The sequence below is a fragment of the uncultured Ramlibacter sp. genome (genome assembly GCF_936925435.1).
Classification (GTDB): domain Bacteria; phylum Pseudomonadota; class Gammaproteobacteria; order Burkholderiales; family Burkholderiaceae_C; genus Ramlibacter.
The window spans coordinates 80,106-103,602 of sequence record NZ_CAKZHQ010000022.1 but is presented as its reverse complement, the minus strand read 5'-3'; the positions used below and the strand labels follow the sequence as shown (position 1 = coordinate 103,602).

At 67.0% G+C, this 23,497-nt stretch carries 22 protein-coding genes; 14 read left to right on the top strand and 8 right to left on the bottom strand.

The window, feature by feature from the left end; all coding sequences use genetic code 11:
* Positions 1–57 precede the first annotated feature (57 nt).
* From Q0632_RS10580 to Q0632_RS10560, 5 genes are all read left to right on the top strand, one after another.
* A complete protein-coding gene (locus Q0632_RS10580) occupies positions 58–1,287 on the top strand; it encodes an aminotransferase class V-fold PLP-dependent enzyme (protein WP_298928628.1) in 1,230 nt (409 codons plus the stop codon).
* A gap of 63 nt (positions 1,288–1,350) precedes the next feature.
* A complete protein-coding gene (locus Q0632_RS10575; protein WP_298928625.1) occupies positions 1,351–2,316 on the top strand; it encodes a tripartite tricarboxylate transporter substrate binding protein in 966 nt (321 codons plus the stop codon).
* Positions 2,313–3,530, top strand: a complete 1,218-nt coding sequence (locus tag Q0632_RS10570) for a CoA transferase (RefSeq protein ID WP_298928622.1) — start codon at positions 2,313–2,315, stop codon at positions 3,528–3,530. Before Q0632_RS10575 ends, Q0632_RS10570 begins: the two co-directional genes overlap by 4 nt.
* A complete protein-coding gene (locus tag Q0632_RS10565) occupies positions 3,527–4,315 on the top strand; it encodes an enoyl-CoA hydratase/isomerase family protein (RefSeq protein ID WP_298928619.1) in 789 nt (262 codons plus the stop codon). Before Q0632_RS10570 ends, Q0632_RS10565 begins: the two co-directional genes overlap by 4 nt.
* Positions 4,316–4,371: 56 nt before the next feature.
* Positions 4,372–4,611, top strand: coding sequence for a hypothetical protein (locus Q0632_RS10560; protein WP_298928616.1), 240 nt, complete (start codon positions 4,372–4,374; stop codon positions 4,609–4,611).
* 23 nt (positions 4,612–4,634) lie between these two features.
* Here the strand turns inward: Q0632_RS10560 and Q0632_RS10555 are convergent, their stop codons facing one another.
* From Q0632_RS10555 to Q0632_RS10545, 3 genes are read right to left on the bottom strand one after another with little or no spacing between them, the layout of a single operon-like run.
* The gene (locus tag Q0632_RS10555) at positions 4,635–4,832 is read right to left on the bottom strand and encodes a hypothetical protein (protein ID WP_298928613.1); all 198 of its coding nucleotides are present in this window, start codon (positions 4,830–4,832) and stop codon (positions 4,635–4,637) included.
* Between the two features lie 26 nt (positions 4,833–4,858).
* Complete coding sequence (locus tag Q0632_RS10550) at positions 4,859–5,473, bottom strand: DUF4124 domain-containing protein (protein WP_298928610.1); 615 nt, start codon at positions 5,471–5,473, stop codon at positions 4,859–4,861.
* A 29-nt stretch (positions 5,474–5,502) separates the two neighbouring features.
* Positions 5,503–6,207, bottom strand: a complete 705-nt coding sequence (locus Q0632_RS10545; RefSeq protein ID WP_298928607.1) for a winged helix-turn-helix domain-containing protein — start codon at positions 6,205–6,207, stop codon at positions 5,503–5,505.
* A gap of 106 nt (positions 6,208–6,313) precedes the next feature.
* Here Q0632_RS10545 and Q0632_RS10540 point away from each other — a divergent pair, with 106 nt between their 5' ends.
* The 9 genes from Q0632_RS10540 to Q0632_RS10500 all read left to right on the top strand — a co-directional run bounded on the left by Q0632_RS10540 (position 6,314) and on the right by Q0632_RS10500 (position 15,740).
* Positions 6,314–7,381 carry a cytochrome P450 gene (locus Q0632_RS10540; protein WP_298928604.1) on the top strand — a complete coding sequence of 356 codons (1,068 nt, stop codon included), beginning with the start codon at positions 6,314–6,316 and terminating at the stop codon, positions 7,379–7,381.
* Between the two features lie 18 nt (positions 7,382–7,399).
* Positions 7,400–7,744 (top strand): antibiotic biosynthesis monooxygenase, encoded by a 345-nt coding sequence (locus Q0632_RS10535; RefSeq protein WP_298928601.1) that lies wholly within the window; start codon positions 7,400–7,402, stop codon positions 7,742–7,744.
* Positions 7,745–7,822: 78 nt separating this feature from the next.
* Positions 7,823–9,364, top strand: coding sequence for an ABC transporter substrate-binding protein (locus Q0632_RS10530; protein WP_298928598.1), 1,542 nt, complete (start codon positions 7,823–7,825; stop codon positions 9,362–9,364).
* Positions 9,365–9,411: 47 nt separating this feature from the next.
* A complete protein-coding gene (locus Q0632_RS10525; protein WP_298928595.1) occupies positions 9,412–10,329 on the top strand; it encodes an ABC transporter permease in 918 nt (305 codons plus the stop codon).
* A gap of 3 nt (positions 10,330–10,332) precedes the next feature.
* The gene (locus tag Q0632_RS10520) at positions 10,333–11,184 is read left to right on the top strand and encodes an ABC transporter permease (RefSeq protein WP_298928592.1); all 852 of its coding nucleotides are present in this window, start codon (positions 10,333–10,335) and stop codon (positions 11,182–11,184) included.
* Positions 11,181–12,161: an ABC transporter ATP-binding protein gene (locus Q0632_RS10515; protein ID WP_298928589.1), complete on the top strand. Its 981-nt coding sequence runs from the start codon at positions 11,181–11,183 to the stop codon at positions 12,159–12,161. Before Q0632_RS10520 ends, Q0632_RS10515 begins: the two co-directional genes overlap by 4 nt.
* Positions 12,158–13,147, top strand: coding sequence for an ABC transporter ATP-binding protein (locus tag Q0632_RS10510; RefSeq protein ID WP_298928586.1), 990 nt, complete (start codon positions 12,158–12,160; stop codon positions 13,145–13,147). Before Q0632_RS10515 ends, Q0632_RS10510 begins: the two co-directional genes overlap by 4 nt.
* A complete protein-coding gene (locus tag Q0632_RS10505) occupies positions 13,144–14,541 on the top strand; it encodes a M20 family metallopeptidase (RefSeq protein ID WP_298928583.1) in 1,398 nt (465 codons plus the stop codon). Before Q0632_RS10510 ends, Q0632_RS10505 begins: the two co-directional genes overlap by 4 nt.
* Positions 14,538–15,740 carry a M20 aminoacylase family protein gene (locus Q0632_RS10500; RefSeq protein WP_298928580.1) on the top strand — a complete coding sequence of 401 codons (1,203 nt, stop codon included), beginning with the start codon at positions 14,538–14,540 and terminating at the stop codon, positions 15,738–15,740. The genes Q0632_RS10505 and Q0632_RS10500 overlap by 4 nt, the downstream gene beginning before the upstream one ends.
* Here the strand turns inward: Q0632_RS10500 and fdhF are convergent, their stop codons facing one another.
* From fdhF to frc (Q0632_RS10475), 5 genes are all read right to left on the bottom strand, one after another.
* The gene (gene fdhF / locus Q0632_RS10495) at positions 15,741–18,581 is read right to left on the bottom strand and encodes a formate dehydrogenase subunit alpha (RefSeq protein WP_298928577.1); all 2,841 of its coding nucleotides are present in this window, start codon (positions 18,579–18,581) and stop codon (positions 15,741–15,743) included.
* Positions 18,582–18,594: 13 nt separating this feature from the next.
* Positions 18,595–20,292 carry an NADH-ubiquinone oxidoreductase-F iron-sulfur binding region domain-containing protein gene (locus Q0632_RS10490; RefSeq protein ID WP_298928575.1) on the bottom strand — a complete coding sequence of 566 codons (1,698 nt, stop codon included), beginning with the start codon at positions 20,290–20,292 and terminating at the stop codon, positions 18,595–18,597.
* Positions 20,293–20,348: 56 nt separating this feature from the next.
* A complete protein-coding gene (gene frc / locus Q0632_RS10485; protein ID WP_298928572.1) occupies positions 20,349–21,596 on the bottom strand; it encodes a formyl-CoA transferase in 1,248 nt (415 codons plus the stop codon).
* 75 nt (positions 21,597–21,671) lie between these two features.
* Positions 21,672–22,115 carry a PAS domain-containing protein gene (locus tag Q0632_RS10480; protein WP_298928569.1) on the bottom strand — a complete coding sequence of 148 codons (444 nt, stop codon included), beginning with the start codon at positions 22,113–22,115 and terminating at the stop codon, positions 21,672–21,674.
* 97 nt (positions 22,116–22,212) lie between these two features.
* Positions 22,213–23,484 carry a formyl-CoA transferase gene (frc, locus tag Q0632_RS10475; protein ID WP_298928566.1) on the bottom strand — a complete coding sequence of 424 codons (1,272 nt, stop codon included), beginning with the start codon at positions 23,482–23,484 and terminating at the stop codon, positions 22,213–22,215.
* Between the last annotated feature and the right edge of the window lie 13 nt (positions 23,485–23,497).

The following is a 23,497-nucleotide window of genomic DNA, read 5'->3' as shown; positions in this document are numbered from 1 at the left end:
TCTTGACAAGAAAGTTTTGTATGCAAAAATTTGCCCATTCTCCGGAGACCTTCCAGCATGCTCAACCTCGATTACCACCCCACCGGCCGCCATTTCCTGCAGATCCCCGGGCCCTCGCCCGTGCCCGACCGCATCCTGCGGGCCATGAGCCTGCCCACCATCGACCACCGCGGCCCGGAGTTCGCCGAACTGGGCAAGCGCGTGCTGTCCGGCATCCAGCAGATCTTCCAGACCAGGCATCCCGTCGTGATCTACCCGGCGTCCGGCACCGGCGCCTGGGAAGCGGCGCTGACCAATGTGCTGTCGCCCGGCGACCAGGTGCTGATGTACGAGACAGGCCACTTCGCATCCTTGTGGATCAAGATGGCGAGTCGCCTGGGCCTGAACGCGCAGGTTGTGGGCCTGCCCGGTGTGGAAGGCTGGCGCCGCGGTGTCCAGGCTTCCATGATCGAAGAGAAGCTCAAGGCCGACAGCGGCCACGCCATCAAGGCCGTCTGCGTGGTGCACAACGAGACCTCGACCGGCGTCACCAGCAACATCGCCGCCGTGCGCAAGGCCATCGATGCGGCCAAGCACCCGGCCCTGCTGCTGGTGGACAGCATCTCCGGCCTGGCCTCGGCCGAGTACAAGCACGACGACTGGGGCGTGGACGTCACGGTCAGCGGCTCGCAAAAGGGCTTGATGCTGCCGCCGGGCATCAGCTTCAACGCGCTCTCGCCCAAGGCCATCGAGGCCAGCAAGAGCGCCAAGCTGCCCAAGGCCTTCTGGGCCTGGGACGAGATCATCGAGATGAACAAGACGGGTTACTTCCCGTACACGCCCAGCACCAACCTGCTGTACGGCCTGGCCGAGGCCTGCGACATGCTGCTGGACCCCACGCACGGCGGCCTGGAAGCCACGTTTGCGCGGCACCAGCGCTGGGCCGAGGGCGTGCGCGGCGCCGTCAAGGCCTGGGGCCTGGAGATCCAGTGCGCCGATGCCTCGGTCTATTCGCCTGTGCTCACCGGCGTGATCACGCCCGAGGGCGTGGACGCCGACGCGGTGCGCAAGATCATCTACGAGCGCTTCGACTGCTCGCTGGGCACAGGCCTGGGCAAGGTCAAGGGCCGCATGTTCCGCATCGGCCACCTGGGCGATTGCAATGACCTGACCTTGATGGCGGCCCTGTCCGGCTGCGAGATGGGCCTGAAGCTCGCCGGCGTCAAGCTCGCCGGCTCGGGCGTGCAGGCCGCGATGGATTTCTTCGCTTCGCATCCGGCCCACGTGCCGATGCAAAAGGCAGCATGAACGGACGATAACGCGGTGCCTGCGGCACACGCGTCCTTGTGATTTTTATAACAGGAGACAAGCATGCAGCGTAGAACCTTCACCATCGCGACGACCGCCACCATCGCGGCGCCCCTGGTCCGTGCCCAGAACCTGCCCGGCGGGCCGGTGCGCATCATCGTGGGCTTCGCGCCCGGCGGCGGCACCGACATCCTGGCGCGCGTCATCGGCCAGAAGCTGGGCGAGATGTGGAAGACCCAGGTCATCGTGGAGAACAAGGCCGGCGCCTCGGGCACCATCGCCGCCGACTACGTGGCCAAGGCCGCCGGCGACGGCAACACCTTGCTGATGGCCCACATCAACAGCCAGGCCATCACGCCGGCACTGCAGAAGGTCAACTACGACGCCGCCAAGGACTTCGCGCCCATCGTGCTGGTGGGTGTGACGCCCAACCTCTTGATCTGCAACGAGAGCCAGCCGGCCAAGACGGTGAAGGATCTGGTCGAACTGTGCCGCGCCAACCCGGGCAAGGTGAGTTTCGGCTCGGCCGGCACCGGCAGCGCCCAGCACCTGGCGCTGGAGATGTTCATGCTGGCCGCCAAGGTCAAGGCCATCCATGTGCCGTACAAGGGCTCGGGCCCCATGCTGACCGACCTGATCGGCGGCCAGATCCAGTACAGCTTCGACACCATGACGGCGGCCACGCCCCATGTGAAGAGCGGCAAGGCGATTGCCCTCGCGCAAACGCGGCAGAACCGCGTGCCGGCCTATCCCAATGTGCCGACCATGGCCGAGTCGGGCTTCCCCGGCTTCGAAGCCACCACCTGGTACGGCTTCGCCGGCCCGGCCAAGCTGCCCGCCGCCATGGCCAGGCGCATGAACGAGGACATCAACAAGGCCATGCAGATGCCCGATGTGGTGGAGAAGCTCAACGCTTCCGGCGCGCAGGATGGCGGCGGCTCGGTCGAGAAGTTTGCCGACTTCATGCACGCCGAGCAGATCAAGTGGGCCAAGATCATCAAGGACGGCGGAGTCAAGGGAGAGGCATGAGCGCAAGCGAAGCCAAACGTCCCTTGCCCCTGGCCGGTGTCCGCGTGCTGGACATCAGCCAGGTGATGGCCGGGCCCTATGCCTGCATGCTGCTGGCCGACCTGGGCGCCGACGTCATCAAGATCGAGCCGCCCGGAACGGGCGACCAGACCCGCGGCGCCATGGGTTTCAAGATGAAGGGCCCCGACAGCCTGGGCTTCCTCAACATGAACCGCAACAAGCGCAGCGTGGCGCTGAACCTGAAGTCCAAGGCGGGCAAGGAAGTGCTGCTGCGCCTGGCGAAAGACGCCGACATCCTGCTGGAGAACTACCGCCCCGGCGCGATGAAGAGGTTGGGCCTGGGCTACGAGGTCTTGAAAGAGGTGAACCCGCGCCTGGTCTACACCAGCATCTCGGGCTTTGGCCAGACCGGGCCCTGGTCGGACAGGCCGGGCTTCGATCTGATGGCGCAGGCCATGTCGGGCGTGATGAGCGTGACGGGTTATCCGGGCGGCCCGCCGGTCAAGGCCGGCGTGCCTGTGGCCGACATCGGCTGTGCGCTGTTCGCGGTGTACGCCACGCTGTCGGCCTACATCGGCGCCAAGGCCAGTGGCCTGGGCCAGCATGTGGACGCGTCCCTGTTCGACTCGGCCCTGGCGTTTTCGGTCTGGGACATCTGCGACTACTGGGGCACGGGCAAGCCGCCCGAGCCGCTGGGCACCAGCAACAAGATGACTGCGCCTTACCAGGCCATGGCCTGCAGCGACGGTTACTTCGTGATGGGCGCCAACAACCAGAAGCTCTGGATCCAGCTGTGCAATCTGATGGACCGCAAGGAGCTGCTGGAAGACCAACGCTTTTCAAGCATCTCGCTGCGCCTGGCCAACCGCCACGCGCTGGAGGTGGAGCTGGAAAAAACATTCCGCCTGCAGCCCAAGGACTACTGGGTCTCCACCTTCCTGGAGGCCGGCATTCCCGCCGGCCCCATCCTGACCTACCCCGAGGCCTTCGAGAGCGATCACGCCAAGGCGCGAGAGATGCGCATGGAGATCGACCATCCGGTGGAAGGCAAGGTGCCCAACATCGGCTTTGCCGTGAAGCTCTCGGGCACGCCGCAGCAGGTGCGCCGGTACCCGCCGCGCCTGGGTGAGCACACGGACGAGGTGCTGCAGGAGCTGGGCATCGGCGCTGAGGAGCGCACCCGGCTGGGCTTGGAAGGCGCGTTCTCCTCATGAGCGCGACCAACGACGAAGCAGCCGTTCACCTGAAAGTGGAGGGCGCCTTCGCCTCCATCGTCTTCGACCGGCCGCAGGCACGCAACGCCATGACCTGGTCCATGTACCAGCAACTGGGCGGGGCCTGCGAACAGCTCAAGGCCAACAGCGCAGTGCGCGTGGTGACGCTGCGCGGCGCCGGCGGCGCGGCCTTTGTGGCCGGCACCGACATCGCGCAGTTCAAGGACTTCACGGGCGGCGAGGACGGCGTGGCCTACGAGCGCCAGATCGACGCCGCCATCGCCTTGCTGGAGTCCTTGCCCATGGCCACGGTGGCCGTGATCGAGGGCTGGTGCGTGGGCGGCGGCCTGGCGATTGCCACGGCCTGCGACATCCGCATCGCCACGCCAGACGCCAAGCTGGGCGTGCCCATCGCGCGCACCCTGGGCAACTGCCTGTCCATCGCCAACCTGGCGCGGCTGGTGGCTGCTTTCGGCCGCGGCCGCGTGCAGCGCATGCTGGTTGGCGCGGAGGTTCTGGAGGCGGCCGAAGGCCTGGCCTGCGGCTACCTGGCCCAGGTGCTGCCGGCGCAGGCCCTGGATGCGGCCGTGCAGGAGCGCTGCAAGCAACTGGCCTCGCTGGCGCCGGTGACCCAGGCTGTGACCAAGGAGGCCTTGAGCCGCCTGGTGGCGCACCAACTGCCGGAAGCGGAAGACCTGATCCGCCGCGCTTACGGCAGCGAGGACTTCCGCGAAGGCGTGCAGGCCTTCAACGCCAAGCGCAAGCCGGTCTGGCGCAACCGCTGAGCGCGCACGCCGCCGTCCTACAGCCGGCGCAGCGCGCGCGGGCTTAGGATGGCTGCATGACCGCCGTACCTGCTCCCGCCTCCAACCGCCCCGTTGACATCGCCGATGAATCGGTGGCCGGCGAAGAGGATCCCGGTGCCTCGCTGGACATCCCGCCGCGCGGCGTGGCCGCCGCCCTCAAGCTGAACGAAGACAACGATTTCTGCCGCGCCTGCGGCGGCGACGGCATGCTCAATGGCGGGCCGTGTCCGGACTGCGATGGGACGGGCAGGGTGGGCACGGAGCCGGGGGCTTGATTCAGGCCTCGCCGCAGGCGCCGTCAATCCTCAAGCTTGAAGGGGTTGGCCGCAGACTCGGCGTCTGCTGCGTCAATCCGGTCGCGCAGCCAGCCATCGCCGCCCAGAGCCTGGAATTTCTTTTGCTGTGCAGGCGTCAGCTTCACCTCAACGGTCACCAGGCGGGGCTTGCTGGCGGCAGCCGGCGCCTTGACGGGCTTTTTCGTTCCGCTTTTGGACATCCCGAAGGCCATTGCCGCGCCTTCGCTCAGGGGCACTGAAGCCGGGCATTTGACAGGGTACAGATGCCGCGTGCATTGCGGTAGCTGCCGCCGGGACCGCGGGTGTACTGGTTGCCCAGCGCATCGCGGCAGTCGCGCCGGTCGCAGCGGGCCATGCGCACAGGCTGCGCCCAGCCGCTGACGTAGACGTTGTTGACCACGGTCTTGTCCGGCACGCGCATGCCGCAGGCGCTGTACATGGCCAGTTCCTCCGGCTCGGTGTTGCGCCAGGAGTGGATTGAGCTGGCCGCCACCTCGTAGCTGCGCGTGGCACGCTTGCATTCGTAAGAGTTGGCCCGCTCGGCCTGCAGATCGGCCTCGGTGCGGCCCAGGGGGACATCGGCCGCTGCATTGCGCTGGTTGGCCGCCTGGGCGTTGCGCAAGCGTTCGTTTTCGTCCTTCAAGACCTGCTCACGGCCGGCCTGGCCGGGCAAGGTGTTCTGGTCGACCTCAACCGTGCGGCCCTTGCCGCCGGCGCAGGGCGCGTCCATGTACTCGGTCTGGCCTGCTGCATTGGTGCAGCGGAACACCTGGGCTTGCGCCATGGCGGGGAGCAGGAGGGTAGTGAAAGCAATGAGCGCGGGGGCGGCCTGGATCCACATGGCATTTCTCCTTTGGCGAGGGGCAGGCTTCATGCTAGCGCCAGTCCCAGTTGTTGCAACTGCGACCTCCCCAGCGCCGTCACCTTCACCACCCGGCTGTGCTTCTCCCGGCTGATCCACTTCAGTGCCTTGAACTGCTCCGCCAGCGCCGCGCCCAATGCGCCGCCCAGATGGTCTTTGCGCTCGGACCAATCCAGGCAGCGACAGGCAAACTGGCGGCGGCGGGCGCGGGCGGCGTCCACATCAAGGCCTAGTGCCGTGAGCGCCTTGTCGCCCTTGGCCGTGATCAGCAGTTGCCGCGGGTCTTCCGCATCTGTCTCCAGCCAGCCCTTCTTCAGAAGCAGCGCCAACAAGCCCGTGCCCAGACTGCCCGCCAGGTGGTCGTAGCAAAAGCGCGCACGGCGAATCGGCTCATCGGCTTTGGCGGCCGGTTGCAGCTTGCGCGGCGGAGCCACGCGCATCAGCGACTCCACCATCTGCGCCACCTGCTCGGAGGCAAAGCGGAAGTACTTGTGGCGGCCCTGGGCGGTGGATTCCAGCAGGCCGTCATCGAGCAGGCGCTTCAGATGCGCGGTGGCGGTGGCCGGCTCGATGCCGGCGCCCAGGGCCAGCTCCTTGGCGGTGAGCGCGCGGCCCTCCATCAGCAGGCACAGCATCTGGATGCGGCGGGCGTCGCCCACGGTGGCGGCCAGGCGGGCGATGTCGGGTTCGGTGGTGGAAGCAGAGGAGGGCATGGTGCAACCATACTGCCCGGCGCAGCGCCTGGCTAGCGCCAACAGTTTGCCCGCCGCCAAACTGTTCCGGCTCGACAAACCGGCAGGCGGCAAACACACTTGCCCCATGCATCCTGAGAACGCCGCTATCAACGCTGTCACTGCCGTCACCCACGCTGATCCCTGGCCTTACTACCGGCGCCTGCGCGAAGAGCAGCCGCTGTTTTTCGACCCCACGCTGAATCTCTGGGTGGCCAGCAGCCTAGCGACCGTGGCCGCGGCCCTGGCCCATCCGCAGCTGCGCGTGCGGCCGCCGGCCGAGCCCGTGCCAACGGCCTTGCTGGGCACGGCCGCGGGCGAGGTCTTTGCGCAGCTGGTGCGCATGACGGATGGTGACTTCCACGCCGCTCATAAGCCGGCAGTGGAACAGGCGGCGCGCCGCTGGAGCCTGGACGACGTGGCGGCCGCAGCCCGCGCGGCCTCGCAGGAACTGGCGGATGTCGAAGATCCCAACGCCTTCATGGCCCGCCTGCCGGTGCGGGCCCTGGCTCTGCTGCTGGGTGTGCCCGCGGCGCAGCGCGACGCCACATGCGAGTGGGTGCGCAGCTTTGTCGCCGGCATCGCGCCAGGTGCGTCGGCGGATGCGGTCGGCCGGGCGGTGGAGGGCGCGGCCGCCTTGATGGCACAAGGCCAGGCCCTGGGCCTGGGGTCTGTGCAGGCGGCCAACCGCATCGCGTTCATGCAGCAGTCGCTGGACGCCACTGCCGCCCTGATCGGCCACACAGTGCTGCAGCTGCGTGAGCAGCCGGCGCCGGACCACATGCGCTCCTTCGTGACCGAGGTGGAGCGCTGGTGCGCGCCCACGCAGAACACGCGGCGCTTTGCCGCGCAGGACCTGGAACTCGCCGGCCAGCGCATCGCGGCGGGGCAGGGCGTGCTGGTGGTTCTGGCCGCCGCCAACCGCGACGCTGCGCTCAATATCGAGCCTGAGCGCTTCGACCCGCAGCGCCCGCAGCCGCGCAGCATGGGCTTCGGCGAGGGCTGCCATGCCTGCCCCGGCGCTGCAATTGCTATTGAAATCGTAGCAACTTTCGCAATATCCATGCGCTCTACAGGCCAGTTTGCTTCGTATTTCGGGGCGCAGGAAGGGTTCCGGCCGCTGGCCAACATCAGCAGCCCCCTGTTTGTGCATTGAAAGAAGAAAGGACACACCATGGTGAGCGTGATCTTTGAAGTCTGGCCCGACCCGGCGCACCGCGAGGGCTACCTGAACTGGGCCGCCGAACTCAAGACCGAACTGCTGAAGATGGATGGCTTCATCTCCATCGAGCGCTTCCAGAGCCTGACCGATCCGGACAAGCTCTTGTCGCTGCAGTTCTGGCGGGATGACGCCTGCCTGACGGCCTGGCGCAACCTGGAGGCGCACCGCGCCGCTCAGAGCGCCGGCCGCACCACCATGTTCAAGGACTACCGGCTGCGCATCGCCGAAGTCACCCGCGACTACGGCTTGCAAGAGCGAGAGCAGGCGCCAAAGGACTCGCGCGCAGCCCACGGCTGACCGTGCCTGGGGCCTGCCCTGCAGGGGCTGGCCTGATTCTGGCTTACACTGAATTTCACACATCGACCGAGGGGCGACATGAAGTTCGAAGTCACAAAGAAGTCCATTGCGCGGTCCATCACCTGCGCACTTTTGTTCTCCATGGCCGGCCTCGCAGGCACGGCGCAAGCGGCCAAAAAAGACGACACACTGCGCTTCGCCTACGACCAGGCACCAGAAAGCGTCGACCCCTTCTTCAACAACGTGCGCATCGGCGTCATCATCGGCGCCAACGTCTGGGACACGCTGATCTACCGCGACCCGGTGACCAACGAGTACAAGGGCCAGCTGGCCAAGAGCTGGAAGCAGGTCAATGAGCGTGTCATCGACTTCGACCTGCGCGAGGGCATCAAATTCCACAACGGCGAAGAGTTCGACGCCGATTCGGTGGTCTACACCCTGAACTTCATCGCCGACCCGGCCAACAAGGTCACGACCCAGGCCAACGTCAACTGGATCGAGAAGGCCGAAAAACTCGGCAAGTACAAGGTGCGGCTGACCACCAAGAAGATCTTCCCGGCCGCCATCGAGTACCTGGCCGGCCCCGTGGTGATCCATCCGGTCAAGTACTACACCGAAGCCGGCCCCAAGGGCATGAACCTCAAGCCGGTGGGCTCGGGCCCCTACAAGGTCACGCAGTACACGCCGGGCAAGTCCATCGTGCTGGAGCGCAACACCGCCTACTTCAAGGACTCGCCCAAGCCCCTGCCCAAGATCGCCAAGATCGAGATCCGCTTCATCCCGGACCGCCAGACCCAGATGGCCGAAGTGCTCTCCGGCAGCACGGATCTGATCATGCATGTGCCCAAGGACCAGGCCGACCAGGCCGCCAAGGCGCCCAAGCTGCAGGTGGTCAGTGGCGAGACCATGCGCATCGTCTTCATGCAGCTCAATGCCATGGACGGCAGCCCCTCGCCGCAGTTCAAGGACATCCGCGTGCGCAAGGCTATCAACCATGCCATCGACCGTGAGGCCATCAGCAAGAGCATCGTCGGCGGCGGCTCGCGCGTGATCAACACCATCTGCTTCCCGGCCCAGTTCGGCTGCTCGGACGAGGGTGCGGCGCGCTACAAGTACGACCCGGAGCTGGCCAAGAAGCTGCTGGCCGAGGCGGGCTTCCCCAACGGCTTTGACACGGAAATCGTGGCCTACCGCGAGCGCAACCAGACCGAGGCGCTGATCAACTACCTGCGCGCTGTGGGCATCCGCGCCAAGCTCAGCTTCCCGCAGTACGCCGCCATGCGCGAGCAGATCCGCGCCAACAAGGCGCAGCTCACGCACCAGACCTGGGGCTCGTTCTCGGTCAACGACGTCTCCGCCGCCACGCCGGTGTACTTCGGCTTCGAGTCGGACGACGTCACACGCGACGGCGAGGTGCGCGACCTGCTCAACCGCGGCAACAACTCGGTCGACCCGACCACCCGCAAGGCCTATTACAAGACGGCCCTGGCCTTGATTGCGGAGCGCGCCCATGCCGTGCCCCTGTGGTCGCTGCCGGTCTATTACGTGGCCAGCAAGGAGCTGACGTTCAAGGCCTATCCCGACGAACTGGTGCGCTTCTGGGAAATGGGCTGGAAGTGAGCTTGCCGCAGCCAGCCTTCCGCCAGCAGCAGCATCCCGCCTCCTGAATGTCAGCCTACATCCTCAAACGGCTGGGCCTGGCCCTGCTGGTGGCGCTGGCCGTCTCCATGGCCGCCTTCCTGCTGCTGCGCCTCTCGGGCGACCCGGCCATCGCCATCGCCGGCGAGGGTGCCCGTCAGGCCGACATCGAGCTGATTCGCAAGACCTACGGCTTCGACCGTCCGCTGCCCGTGCAGTACGGCAGCTGGCTGGGCCAGCTCCTGCGCGGCGACTTCGGTGAGTCCATCTACTTCAAGACGGCGGCGGGCCCGCTGATCCTGGACAAGCTGGCCACCACCTTGCTGCTGGGCCTGAGCTCGCTGCTGTTCGCCTTGCTGATCTCGGTGCCGTTGGGCGTGCTGGCGGCGGTCTACAAGAACAGCTGGATCGACCGTCTCTGCCTGGGCATCGCGGTGATCGGCCAGGCCTTGCCGAACTTCTTCTTCGCCCTGCTGCTGATCATGCTGTTCTCCATCACCCTGGCCGTGCTGCCGGTGTCGGGCAGCGACAGCTGGCTGCACTTCATCATGCCCACCATCGCCCTGGGCTATTACGCGGCGCCGGCCTTCATGCGCCTGATTCGCGCCGGCATGATCGAGGTGCTGGAGGCCGACTACATCCGCACGGCCCGCGCCAAGGGCCTGCCGGTGCGCACCGTGATCTTCAAGCACGCACTGCGCAATGCCGTGGTGCCGGTGGTGGCGCTGACCGCCGTGCAACTGGGCTTTCTGCTGGGCGGCTCGGTGGTCATCGAAACCATCTTTGCTCTGGACGGCCTGGGCTACCTGGCCTACCAGAGCATCACCTTCAAGGACTACCCTGTGATGCAGCTGATCGTGCTGCTGCTGTCGGTGATCTACGTGGTGCTGACCCTGGCTTCCGACATCGCCAACGCCTGGCTGGACCCGCGCATCCGCGTCGCCTGAAGCATGAACGCCACTTTGTTCCAGAAGCTGCTGCGCAACAAGGCCTTGCTGGTCGGCGGCGGCCTGTTGCTGCTGATCCTGCTCATGGCCGTCTTCGCGCCGCTGTTCGCACCCTACGACCCCTATGCGCAAGACCTGGCGAATCGCAACGTGCCGCCCGGCTGGTACGAGGGCGGCGCCTGGAACCACGTGCTGGGCACGGACCCGCTGGGCCGCGATTACCTGTCGCGCCTGCTGTACGGCGCGCGCATCTCGTTGCTGATCGGGGCCAGCGTAGCCCTGATCTCCGGCCTGATCGGCACCACCATGGGCATGCTGGCCGGCTACTTCGGCGGCAAGGCCGACATGGTGGTGAGCTTTCTGGTCACCACGCGCCTGGCCATGCCGGTGATCCTGGTGGCCCTGGCCACGGTGGCCTTGCTGGGCGGCTCGCTCACGGTGGTCATCCTGGTGCTGGGCCTGCTCAAGTGGGACCGCTTCGCCGTGGTCATGCGCAGCGCCACGCAGCAGGTGCGCTCGCTGGACTACGTGGCGGCCGCGCAGTCGGCCGGCGCCTCCACCCGCCGTATCCTGCTGGGCGAGGTGCTGCCCAATGTGCTGCCGCAGCTGATCGTGGTGGCCACGCTGGAGGCGGCCAGTGCCATCTTGCTGGAGGCCTCCCTGTCCTTTCTGGGCCTGGGCGTGCAGCCGCCGCTGCCCTCCTGGGGCCTGATGATCTCGGAAGCCAAGGCCTCGATGTTCTTCTCGTTCTGGCTGATCGCGCTGCCCGGCAGCGCCCTGGCCCTGCTGATCTTTTCCATCAACCTGGCGGGCGATGGCCTGCACCAGCTGATGGCGCCGGGGGAGCGCGCATGAGCGCCGATGTGGTGCTTGAAGTCCAAGGCCTGTCGGTGGACATCGCCACCGGCCGCGGCAGCCTGCACGCGGTGCGCGACGTGTCCTTCAGCGTGCGCCGGGGCGAGACCCTGTGCATCGTCGGCGAGTCGGGCTGCGGCAAGTCCATCACCTCGCTGGCCTTGATGAGCCTGCTGCCCAAGGCGGCCAAGCGCAGCGCCCGGCGACTGTCCTTCCTGGGCGAAGACCTGGCCACCGCCAGTGCGCAGCGCATCAACGCGCTGCGCGGCAACAAGATGGCCATGATCTTCCAGGAGCCGATGACGGCTTTGAACCCGGCCTACACCATCGGCGACCAGCTGATGGAGCCCTATCTGCACCACCGCAAGGCCAGCGTCACCGAGGCGCGCGATCGTGCCATCGAGCTGCTGGGCAAGGTGGGCATCGCTTCCGCCGCGCAGCGGCTGGGCCAGTACCCGCACCAGCTTTCGGGCGGCCTGCGCCAGCGGGTGATGATCGCCATGGCCTTGATGTGCGGCCCCGAGCTGCTGATCGCTGACGAGCCCAGCACCGCGCTGGATGTGACCATCCAGGCGCAGATCCTGCGGCTGCTGGCCGACCTGCAGCAGGAGCTGGGCATCGCCATGGTGCTGATCACCCACGACTTGGGCGTAGTGGCGCGCATCGCCCACCGCGTGGCCGTGATGTACGCCGGCCAGGTGGTGGAGGAGGGCCCGGTGCGCGAGATGTTCGCCGAGCCGCACCATCCCTATACCCGGGGCCTGCTGGCCTGCATCCCGGTGCCGGGGCGCACCGCGCCCGGCGGCCTGCTGGGCACCATTCCCGGCGTCGTGCCTTCGCTGGTCGGTGAGGTGCAGGGTTGCGGGTTCCGCGAGCGTTGCGCTTTCGCCCAGCCGGTCTGCGCCCAGCAGGTGCCGGTCAAGGCCTCGGACGCCGGCCAGAGCTGGCGTTGCATCCTCGACGAGGTGCCGGCATGAGCCAAGCTCTGTTGCAAGCCCATGGCCTGAGCCGCAGCTTCGCCATCGGCGGAGGCTTCTTCCAGCCCAAGCGTACGCTGCACGCGGTCAACGGCGTGGACCTGACACTGAAAAAGGGCGAGGTGCTGGGCATCGTCGGCGAATCCGGCTGCGGCAAGTCGACCCTGGCGCGCATGCTGCTGGGCCTGACAGCGCCCAGTGGCGGCCGCATCACCCTGGACGGCCAGGACGTTGCAGGACTGGACCGTAAGGCCGTGGCGCGGCGCATCCAGCCTGTATTCCAGGATCCGTACTCCTCGCTCAATCCGCGCCGCAGCATCGCCGACATCGTGAGCCTGCCGCTGGAAGTGCACGGCATTGGCACACGTGCAGAGCGGCGCCGCCAGTCCATGGAGATGCTCGAACGCGTGGGCCTGCCTGCGCGCTATGCGGCCAGCACGCCGGGCCAGCTCTCGGGCGGCCAGCGCCAGCGGGTGGCGATCGCCCGTGCCCTGGTGATGCGGCCGGAGATCGTCATCTGCGACGAGCCGACCTCGGCGCTGGACGTGTCGGTCCAGGCCCAGATCCTGAACCTGCTGCTGGAACTGCGCCGCGAGTTCGGCCTGAGCTACGTTTTCATCAGCCACAACCTGGCTGTCGTCGAGCACATCGCCACCCAGGTCGCCGTGATGTACCTGGGCAAGGTGGTGGAGCAGGCGCCCACGGCCGACCTGTTCCATGGGCCGCGCCATCCCTACACCCGAGCCCTGCTGGCGTCGGTGCTCACGCCCGAGCCCGGCCTGGGCTTGCCCGAGACCGGCCTGGGCTTGTCTTTCCCCGATCCGCTCAACCCGCCCAGCGGCTGCGCCTTCCACCCGCGCTGCCCGCAGCGCATGGCGCACTGCGACAGCGCCATGCCCCTGCTCCAGGCTTCCGCCGGCGCGCCGGGAAGAGTAGCCTGTCATTTGTACGCCGCCGCCCCTGTGGCCGCTGAGGAACCCGCATGACCCGTGCCCAAGCCCTGCAAGCAGCCCACGCCCAATTCGACTCCGGCGACTTCCGCCAGACCCTGGCGCGGCGTGTGGCCATCCCCACAGAGAGCCAGAATCCCGAGCGCGGCGCCGCCCTGCAGCAGTACCTGGAGGCGGAGATGCAGCCGGCCTTCGAGGCCATGGGCTTCGAGTGCCGCCTGCTGACCCACCCCAAGGCCAAGGCGCCCTTTTTGTTTGCCCAGCGCATCGAGGACCCGGCCTTGCCCACTGTCTTTGGCTATGGCCACGGCGACGTGATACGCGGCCTGGAGCCGGAATGGAAGGCTGGCCTCTCACCCTGGCAGCTGACCGAGTCGGAAGGCCGCTGGTATGGCCGCGGCATCGCCGACAACAAGGGCCAGCACTCGGTCAACATGCAGGCCATGGCCAACGTGCTCAAGCTGCGCGGCCGCCTCGGCTTCAATGCCAAGTACCTGATCGAGATGGGCGAGGAAGTGGTCTCGCCCGGCCTGCGCGAGCTGTGCGAGGCCAACAAGGCCTTGTTCAACGCCGACGTCATGCTCGCTTCCGACGGCCCGCGCCTGCGCGCCGAGCGTCCCACCATCTTCCTGGGCTCGCGCGGCTGCTGCAACTTCGACCTGACCATCGAGGCACGCAAGGGCGGCCACCACTCGGGCAACTGGGGTGGCCTGATCTCCAACCCAGGCATCCAGTTGGCCCATGCGATTGCCAGCATCACCTCGCCCACCGGCCAGATCCGCGTGCCCGAATGGGTGCCCAAGGAACTGCCGGCTTCGGTGCGCCGCGCTCTGGCCGACTGCGAGGTCGATGGCGGCGCCGATGGCCCGCAGATCGAGCCCTGGTGGGGCGAGCCCGGCCTGTCGCCGGCCGAGCGGGTGTTCGGCTGGAGCTCCTTCGAGGTGCTGGCCTTCAAGACCGGCAATCCCGACACGCCGGTCAACGCCATCCCGCCGCGCGCCTGGGCCCGCTGCCAGCTGCGCTTTGTCGTGGGGCCAGACCCGCAAGACATCCTGCCGGCCCTGCGCCGCCACCTGGATGCCGCGGGCTTTCCCATGGTGAAACTGAGCATGGCGCGCGATGAGATGTTCGCCGCCACACGCATCGATCCGGACAACGCCTGGGTGCAGTGGGCCGTGGCGTCCATCACCGAGAGCAGTGGCAAGAAGCCGGCCGTGCTGCCCAACCTGGGCGGCTCCCTGCCCAACGACATCTTCACCGACGTGTTGGGCCTGACAGCCGTGTGGGTGCCGCACTCTTACCCGGGCTGCTCGCAGCACGCGCCCAACGAGCACCTGCCGCCCGAGATCCTGCGCGAGGGCCTGGGCATCATGACCGGCCTGTACTGGGACCTGGGTGCGGGAGGCACACCGCACGGGGCAGCAGCATGAGCACGGCCTACAAGGCCTACTGCCAGGTCGGCGACCTGGCTGATGCGCAGGACTTCCTCACGCAGATCCGCCACCAGCTGCACCGCAACCCCGAGCTCTCATTCAAGGAGGCAGCCACCGCCGAAATGGTGGCTTCACGGCTGACGGAGTGGGGCTACGAGGTGACGCGCAATGTCGGCGGCCACGGCGTGGTCGGGCGCATGCAGCTGGGCGATGGCCAACGCAAAGTCAGCCTGCGCGCCGACATGGACGCCCTGCCCATCCTGGAGGCCAGCGGCGTGCAGCACGCCAGCCAGGTGGCCGGCGCCATGCATGCCTGCGGCCACGACGGCCACACCACCATGCTGCTGGGCGCGGCGCGGCAACTGGCCAGGACAAAGCAGTTCTCCGGCACGCTCAACCTGGTGTTCCAGCCGGCGGAGGAGGGCGGGCGCAACAGCGGCGCCCAGCAGATGATTGCCGACGGCCTGTTCGAGCGCTTTCCCTGCGATGCCATCTTCGGCCTGCACAACCACCCGGGCGCGCCGGCCGGCACTTTTCTGTTCGGCAGCGGGCCCTTCATGTCCGCGTCCGACACGGTGGAGATTCTCATCCACGGCAAGGGCGGCCATGCGGCGCGGCCGCACCTAGCGGTCGATCCCATCCTGATTGCCGGCAGCCTGGTGATGGCGCTGCAAAGCGTGGTGGCGCGCAACATCGACCCGGTGCAGACGGCCGTGGTGACCATCGGCACGCTCAACGCCGGCATCGCCAACAACGTGATTCCCGAGAGCGCCTCCATGGGCTTGAGCGTGCGCTCCTTCCACCCCGCGGTGCGTGATCGCCTGCAGCAGCGCATCACCGAGCTGGTGACCCAGCATGTGGCGGGCTACGGCGGCACGGTGGAGATCGATTACCACCGCGGCCATCCGGTGCTGGTCAACAGCGCGGCCGAGACCGAATTCGCACGTGGCGTCGCCGAAGAACTGGTGGGGTCCGAACGGACGGTCGCGCCTTTTGGCCCGGTGACCGGCAGCGAGGACTTTGCCCATTACCTGCTGCACCGGCCTGGCTGCTTTTTGCGCCTGGGCAACGGTGAGGCCAGCCCCATGCTGCACAACGCCGCCTACGACTTCAACGACGCCAACCTCACGGTGGGCGCCGCCTACTGGACGCGGCTGGTCGAGCGCTTCCTGGCGCCCGACGCAGCCGCCGCCTGATCAGGCCGCTGCAGCCGCCACGACGGCGTTCTTCAGGGCCTGGCCGCCGCCGTAGCTATCCTGCTCCTGCAGCTGGCCGCCGAGCGTGGCGCGGATGGCGCAGTACTTGAACTCCGGAATCTTGGCAAACGGGTCCAGCGCCGCGTTGGTCAGCCGGTTGATGGCCGCCTCGTAGTAGCAGAAGGGCACGAAGATCGCGCCGCGCGGCGAGTTCTCGTCGGCGCGCGCATAGAGCACCACCTCGCCGCGGCGCGACTCGATGGTGATCACGTCGCCCGGCTTGCCGCCCATGGCGGCCAGGTCCAGCGGATGGACCAGGGCGACCGGATCGGGTTCCAGCGCATCCAGCACCGTGGCGCGGCGCGTCATGCTGCCGGTGTGCCAGTGTTCCAGCTGGCGGCCGGTGATCAGCACCAGGGGGTATTCGGTGTCGGGCCGCTCGTTGGCCGGGATGATGTCGGCCGGCACGAAGCGGGCGCGGCCGCCTTCTCGCGGGAACTCGTCGACGAAGACCACCGAGTCGCCCGGGTCGCCTTCCTTCATGCAGGGGTAGGTGACCGAATGCTCGCGCTCCAGCCTGTCCCAGGTGATGCCGCCGATGCTGGGCATGGTGTGGCGCATCTCGTCAAAGACTTCGCTCACATGCTTGTAGGTCCAGCCGCAGCCCATGCGATTGGCGATCTCCTGGATGATCCACAGGTCTTGCCGGGCGTCGCCGGGCGGGTTGATGGCCTTGCGGCCCATCTGCACCAGGCGGTCGGTGTTGGTGAAGCTGCCGTCCTTTTCGGGGAAGGCGGAAGCCGGCAGGATGACGTCGGCCAGGTAGGCGGTCTCGGTCAGGAAGATGTCCTGCACCACCAGGTGGTCCAGCGCCGCCAGGGCTTCACGGGCGTGGTTGGCATCCGGGTCCGACATGGCGGGGTTCTCGCCCTGCACGTACATGCCCTTGATGCCGCCCTTCTTGATGGCGTGCATCACCTCGACCACCGTCAGGCCGACTTGGTCGTCCAGCGTGCCGGGCGAGAGCTTCCAGGCCTTCTCGAAACTGGCGCGCACCTCGGGCTTGGAGACGTGCTGGTAGTCCGGCAGCATCATGGGGATGAGGCCGGCGTCGGAAGCGCCCTGCACGTTGTTCTGGCCGCGCAGGGGATGCAGGCCGGTGCCGGGACGGCCGATCTGGCCTGTCATCAGCGACAGGGCGATCAGGCAGCGCGCGTTGTCCGTGCCGTGCACGTGCTGCGACACGCCCATGCCCCACAGGATCATCGAGCCCTTGGAGGTGGCGAACAAACGGGCCACGTAGCGCAGGGTGTCGGCGTCGATGCCGCAGATGGGGGCCATCAGCTCGGGCGTGTAGCCCTCGACGTTCTTGCGCAGCTCCTCGTAGCCGATGGTGCGGCTCTCGATGAACTCCTTGTCGACCAGGCCTTCGGTGACGATGACGTTCATCATCGCGTTGAGCATGGGCACGTCGGTGTCGGGCTTGAACTGCAGATGGCGGTGGGCCATGCGGGTCAGGTCCGAGCGGCGCGGGTCCATGACGATCAGCTTGGTGCCGTTTTGCACCGCGTTCTTGATCCAGGTGGCGGCCACGGGGTGGTTCACCGTGGGGTTGGCGCCGATGATGACGACCACGTCGGCCTTGGTCACGTCCATCACCGGGTTGGAGACTGCCCCCGAACCAATACCCTCGAGCAGGGCCACGACCGAGGAGGCGTGGCACAGGCGGGTGCAGTGGTCGACGTTGTTGCTGCCAAAGCCGGTGCGCACCAGCTTCTGGAACAGGTAGGCCTCTTCGTTGCTGCCCTTGGCCGAGCCGAAGCCGGCCAGCGACTTCTTGCCGTGCTGGTCGCGGATGGCGGCCAGCTTGCCGCCGGCGAACTCCAGCGCCTCTTCCCAGGTGGCTTCACGGAAGACGTCCATCACCCGGTCCGGATCCATGATGAAGTCGCCCGTCTTGGGCACGCCGGCGCGGCGGATCAGCGGCACCTTCAGACGCTGCGGGTGGTGGGCGTAGTCGAAGCCGTAGCGGCCCTTGACGCACAGGCGGCCGTGGTTGGCCGGGCCGTCACGGCCCTCGACGAACAGGATCTTGTCGTCCTTGACGTTGTAGGTCAGCTGGCAGCCGACGCCGCAATAGGGGCAGACCGACTCGACCTGCTTGTCCGGCACGGCCAGGGCCGCGTCGCGCGCCGGCATCAGGGCGCCGGTGGGGCAGGCCTGCACGCATTCGCCGCAGGCCACGCAGGTGGACGCGCCCATGGGGTCGTCCATGTCGAAGACGATTTTGGCCTGGTCGCCGCGGAAGGCCAGGCCGATCACGTCGTTGACCTGTTCGTCGCGGCAGGCGCGCAGGCAGCGCGTGCACTGGATGCAGGCGTCCAGGTTGACGGCGATGGCCGGGTGGGAGTAGTCGTACTGGACAGGTGCGCGCGCCTCGAAGCGGGGCTTGCCCACACCGATCTTTGCGGCCCACTGGTCGACTTCGTTGTGGCGGGTGTAGTCCTTCTCGGGCATGTCCGACAGCAGCAGCTCCAGCACCATCTTCTGGGCGGCGACGGCGCGCTCGCTGTCGGTCGTGACCTTCATGCCGGCCGTGGGGGCGCGGCAGCAGGAGGGGGCGAGCACGCGCTCGCCGTTGATCTCCACCATGCAGGAGCGGCAGTTGCCCACGGCCTCCATGCCTTCCTTGTAGCAGAGGTGGGGCACCTCGATGCCCTCGCGCTTGGCCACTTCCAGGATGGTTTCGGTGGCGCGGCCTGTCACTTCACGGCCGTTGAGGCTGAAGCTGACGGTGGGCGTGTCGAGCTGGGCCAGTTCTTGTCGGGTGATTGCGTTCATGGTCGGAAGCCCTTCAATTCAGCTCGTGCGGGAAATACTTGATGACGCAGTCCATGGGGTTGGGCGCAGCCTGGCCCAGGCCGCAGATGGATGCATCGCGCATCACCTGCGACAGGTCGGCCAGCAGCGGCAGGTCCCACTTGGGTTGTTCCATCAGGTGGGCGGCCTTGGCCGTGCCGACGCGGCAGGGCGTGCACTGGCCGCAGGACTCATGGTGGAAGAAGCGCATCATGTTGCGCGCCGCTTCGGTGGCCGTGTCCTTGTCGGACAGAACGATGACCGAGGCCGATCCGATGAAGCAGCCGTAGGGCTGCAGGGTGTCGAAGTCCAGCGGGATGGCGTTGAGCGAGGCCGGCAGGATGCCGCCCGAGGCGCCGCCGGGCAGGTAGCCGTAGAAGCTCTGGCCCTCCAGCATGCCGCCGCAGTAGTCGTCGATCAGCGCCTGGATGGTGATGCCGGCCGGTGCGATCTTCACGCCCGGCTCACGCACCCGGCCCGACACCGAGAATGCCCGCAGGCCCTTGCGCCCGTTCAGGCCCTGCTTGGTGAACCATTCCGTGCCTTGCTCCAGGAACTTGCGTACCAAGTACACCGTCTCGAAATTGTGCTCCAGCGTCGGGCGGCCGAACAGGCCGACCTGGGCCACGTAAGGCGGGCGCAGCCGCGGCATGCCGCGCTTGCCTTCGATCGACTCGATCATGGCCGACTCTTCGCCGCAGATGTAGGCGCCGGCGCCGCGGCGCAACTCGATCTCGGGCAGGCCGGCCACGGGCGGGGCCAGACGCAGCTTGTCCAGCTCGGCCTCGAGCATGGTGCGGCAGCCGTGGTATTCGTCGCGCAGGTAGATGTAGATCTTCTCGATGCCTACCGCCCAGGCGGCAATCAGCATGCCTTCGAGGAAGCGGTGCGGGTCTTTTTCGAGGTAGACGCGGTCCTTGAAGGTGCCGGGCTCGCCCTCGTCGATGTTCACCGCCATCAGGCGCGGGCCTTTTTCGGCGCGCACGATGCGCCACTTGCGCCCGGTGGGGAAGCCTGCGCCGCCCAGGCCGCGCAGGCCGGAGTCTTCCATGGTCTTGATGACAGCCTCCACATCGCGCTCGCCGCTCATGCATTGCCTGAGCAGGGCATAGCCGCCGTCCTGCTGGTAGGCGGCCATGTCGATGAAGCCTTCGACCGTGTCGGTGGTGGCGCCGGCGGCCACTGCCGCCTGCACGGCCTCGCAGCTCGCGTTGGGGATGGGGTTCTGGTGCACCACGGCCACCGGGGCCTGTTCGCAGCGACCCACGCAGGGCGCCGGGATGACGCGCACGTCGCGGCCCAGGATAGAGGGCAGCTTGGCCAGCAGGTCCTTGGCGCCGGCCATCTCGCAGGACAGGCCGTCGCAGACGCGCACCGTCAGGGCGGCGGGCGCGTCCTGGCCTTCCTTGACCACGTCGAAGTGGTGGTAGAAGCTGGCCACCTCATAGACCTCGGTCTGGGACAAGCGCATCTCCTGCGCCAGCGCCGCCAGATGGCCCGAAGGCAGGTGGCCGAAATGGTCCTGGATCTTGTGCAGGTGCTCGATCAGCAGGTCGGCGCGGCGGGGCGCGTCGCCCAGCAGGCCTTGCACCTCGGCCAGCGCGGCCGGATCGACGCGCCGGCCCTTGGGGGCCTGGCGCTTGCGTTGTTTGGAGACTTCCAGCACCGCGATGGGAATGATGGGATGGTTCATGGAGGCGATGTCTCGTTCTTTTGCTTGCGGTGCGGGCTGGTCGTCTCAGGAAAGGCTCAGATCACACGCTCGGCGCGCAACTGGGCGATGTCCTGGGCGCCGTAGCCCAGTTGTTGGAGGACGTCGTCCGTGTGCTCGCCCAGCAGGGGCGAGCGCGTGACGTCGGTCGGACTGTCCGACAGCTTGATCGGGTTGCCCACGGTGAGGTACTTGCCGCGGGTGGGGTGGTCGACCTCGACGATGGTGCCGGTCTCGCGCAATGCGGGCTCTTCGGCGATTTCCTTCATCGACAGGATGGGGCCGCAGGGGATGTCGAACTTGTTGAGGATGTCCATGGCCTCGAACTTGGTCTTGGTCATGGTCCACTGCTCGATGCGCGCGAAGATGGGCTTGAGGTGCAGCAATCGGGCCTGCGGCGTGGCATAGGCCTCGTCGTCGATCCAGCCTTCCTCGCCGATCACCTTGCACACCGCCGGCCAGACGGCCCCCTGGGTGATGAAGTAGATGTAGGCGTTGGGATCGGTCTCCCAGCCCTTGCACTTGAGGATGGCGCCGGGTTGGCCGCCGCCCGAGGCATTGCCGGCGCGCGGCACGGCCTCGCCGAACTTGCCGTCCGGGTACTGCGGGTACTCGTGCATGGTGCCGGTGCGCTCCAGGCGCTGCTGGTCGCGCAGCTTGACGCGGCACAGGTTGAGCACGGCGTCCTGCATGGGCGCCAGCACCTTCTGGCCGCGGCCGGTGGTGTTGCGCTGGTACAGGGCGGCCATGATGCCCAGGGCCAGGTGCAAGCCGGTGCCGCTGTCGCCGATCTGGGCGCCGGTGACCATGGGCGGGCCGTCGTCGAAGCCGGTGGTCGAGGCCGAGCCGCCGGCGCATTGCGCCACGTTCTCGTAGACCTTGCAGTCCTCGTAGGGGCCGGGGCCGAAGCCCTTGACCGAGGCGACGATCATGCGCGGATTGAGCTTCTGGATGTGCTCCCAGGTGATGCCCATGCGGTCCAGGGCGCCCGGCGCGAAGTTCTCCACCAGCACGTCGCAGGTCTTGATCAGCGCGTCCAGCACCTCCTTGCCCTTGGGCTTCTTGGTGTCCAGCGTGATCGAGCGCTTGTTGTGGTTGAGCATGGTGAAGTACAGGCTGTCGACACCGGGGATGTCGCGCAGCTGGCCGCGCGTGGCGTCGCCTTCACCGGCGCGCTCCACCTTGATCACGTCGGCGCCGAACCAGGCCAGCAGCTGGGTGCAGGTCGGCCCGGACTGGACGTGCGTGAAATCGAGAATGCGGACCCCGTCTAAGGCTTTGCTCATAAAAATCCTGCTGGAAGTGAAAGGTTCAACTTCCGATGGTAATCACCGGGCCGGGTTGGCGCTTTCCCGTGCGGTTCATGCAGTTTTGACTCCGGCAGCCTGGGTTTCCAACTCGGTCAGGCGTTTGCGCAGGGCCCGCTCCTCGGCGAACTTGGCGCTCTCGTCGCGCACCACGGCGACGATGGAGGCCACCTTGCCCTCCGGCGTGAAGAGCAGGGCGACGGAAAAGGCGATGGACAGGGTGTGGCCGTCCTTGTGCACGGCCGGCACCCGCAGCACGGTTGTGCCGTACTTGGTCTTGCCCGAGGCCATGGTGTGGGCATAGCCGTCCCAGTGGCGCTGTTGCTGGCGCTGGGGAATGATGATGTCCAGCGACTTGCCCAGCGCCTCGGCTTCGGTGTAGCCGAACATCCGCTCGCAGGCGGGGTTCCACAGGTTGATGGCGCCGCTGGCGTCGGCGGCCATGACGGCATCGCCGACGGCCTCGACCAACTGTTGGTAATTCACTGTCGATTGCATGCTTGTCTCGTGTCCTGGCTGGGTGGGGCGGAAAAAAAACGGCGCCTGAGTGGGCGCCGTCTTTCCTAGCCCGCAGCTTTTGCTGGGAAGTGCGGCCTCAGATCACCTCTTTGGCGTGCATGTCGGCGATCTGTTCCTTGCTGTAGCCCAGTTGTGCCAGCACTTCATCGGAGTGCTCGCCCAGCAGGGGGGAACCGGTGATCTCGGGCTTCATGTCGGAGAACTTGATCGGGCTGCCCACCGTCCAGTAGCTGCCGCGGGTCTTGTGCTTGACTTCGGCGATGGTGCCGGACGCGATCAGCGACTTGTCGACCAGGATTTCCTTCATCGACAGCACAGGTGCGCAGGGGATGTCGAACTTGCGCAGCACGTCGACGGCCTCGAACTTGGTCTTGTCCTTGAGCCAGTCTTCGATGGTGGCGAAGATGTCGTTGATGTGCGGCTGGCGGGCCTTGGCCGTCATGTACAGCGGGTCGGTCTTCCACTCGGGCTTGCCGATGGCATCGCAGATCGGTGCCCAGGCGTGGCCCTGCACCGTGAAATAGATGTAGGCGTTGGGGTCCGTCTCATGGCCCTTGCACTTGAGAATCCAGCCCGGTTGGCCGCCGCCGCCGGCATTGCCGCCGCGCGGCGTCACCTTGTCCTTGAACGCATCCATCTCGTGCGGGTACTGGGGATACTCTTCCAGGTAGCCGAGCTTTTCCAGGCGCTGCTGGTCGCGCAGCTTGACGCGGCACAGGTTGAGCACGCTGTCCTGCATGGAGACGGCGACCTTCTGGCCCTTGCCGGTCTGCTGGCGGCCGATGATGGCCGTCAGGATGCCGATGGCCAGGTGCATGCCGGTGTTGCTGTCGCCCAGGGCGGCCGCGGAGATGGTGGGCTGCGAGTTCTCGCCCTTCCACCAGCCGGTGGTGGAGGCGGCGCCGCCGGCGCACTGGGCCACGTTTTCATAGACCTTCAGGTCTTCGTAGTGGTGGCCGTCGGAAAAACCCTTGACCGAAGCCAGGATCATCTTGGGGTTGAGTTCCTGGATGCGTTCCCAGGTGAAGCCCATGCGGTCGAGCGCGCCGGGGCCGAAGTTCTCGACCATCACATCGGATTCGCGGATCAGCTTTTCCAGCACTTCCTTGCCCAGGGGTTTCTTGGTGTCCAGCGTCAGCGAGCGCTTGTTGCTGTTGAGCATCGTGAAGTACAGGGCGTCCACGTTCGGGATGTCCTGCAACTGGGTGCGGGTGACGTCACCGGAGCCGGGACGCTCGACCTTGATCACGTCGGCGCCGAACCAGGCCAGCAGCTGCGTGCATGCAGGACCGGCTTGCACGTGCGTGAAGTCGATGATCTTGATGCCTTCGAGGGGTTTGTTGCTCATTTCATTGCTCCTA